Raw genomic sequence first — 1,167 nt, forward strand, 5'->3', positions numbered from 1 at the left:
ACCCTCTTCTTGGGCCAATTCATAGGCTGAAACAGCTGTCGCAAACCCTTCAACAACCATACCCATATGGTCTTCTACGTCTTTCACCGCTTGACCTTGACCAACTTGTTGGCCGGCCCGCCAGTTTCTTGAGTGGATACTTGTAGCGGTAACAATCAAGTCACCGACTGCTGAAAGGCCCATAAAGGTTAACGGATCAGCGCCCATGGCCACCCCTAACCGGGTAATTTCAGCAAGTCCTCGGGTGATTAAAGCCGCCTTGGCATTGTCCCCGTAACCTGCTCCCACTAAGGCGCCAGCACCTAAAGCGATAATGTTTTTCAATGATCCTGCCAGTTCAACCCCGATGATATCTGGATTGGTATAGACCCTGAAGTAGTCATTCATGAATACTTCTTGGACTAAGTGACAGGCCTCGTCATCAATTGAAGCCGCTGTTATAGTCGTAATATCATGTTTGACCACCTCTTCTGCGTGGCTTGGGCCTGATAAAACCACCACCCTCGCTTGGCCGATTGGCTGGAAGACTTCCGTTAAAATCTCAGAAATCCGCAAGTGGGTGCCCTGCTCTAAACCCTTAGCCGCGTGCATAATGACCGGTAATTCGTGCACATTTTTCTCCTGTAAAATAGCAACAACCTGGCTTGCTACCTGCCGTATGGCCTTGGTGGGCACGACGAAGTTGATCAAGTCTGCCTGGTCCAAGGCTAGGGCCATATCATTTGTTGCAATGATATTCTTCGGCACCACTAGATCAGGTAAATAATGGTCATTTTTCCCAGTGGTTTGAATCTCAAGAGCCTGGTCTGGATTATGCGTCCATAAGGTCACCTGATGGCCATTTTCTGCAAGGACCATGGCAAGTGCTGTTCCCCATGAACCAGCGCCTAGTACAGCAATATTTTTGGACTTCAAGTCATCACTTCTCCAATCTATTGGCATATTTTCTATTTATTTGATTTGTACGCTGGACCGTTGTGTTCAGAGTAGTATTCATAATACTTGTCGTTCATGCGACGTGCGGCAAAAATCAATAATGCGCCGATGAATAAGACGGCGGCTAATACTTGGCTGACACGGAATGGTCCCCACCACAAGCTGTCTGTCCGCAACCCTTCGATGAAGAAGCGGCCAAATGAGTACCAGATCAGATATAGTAAGGTAGTC

2 protein-coding genes are annotated in these 1,167 nt (G+C 47.9%); both read right to left on the reverse strand.

The features are described 5' to 3' along the window. Positions 1 to 942: NAD(P)H-dependent glycerol-3-phosphate dehydrogenase (locus ACRCJ0_RS14730; RefSeq protein WP_431390954.1), on the reverse strand; the 942-nt coding region annotated here is incomplete at its 3' end. 5 nt (positions 943 to 947) lie between these two features. After that, positions 948 to 1,167: prolipoprotein diacylglyceryl transferase family protein (locus tag ACRCJ0_RS14735; protein ID WP_431390955.1), on the reverse strand; the 220-nt coding region annotated here is incomplete at its 5' end.

Source organism: Aerococcus sp. L_32, from assembly GCF_050689315.1.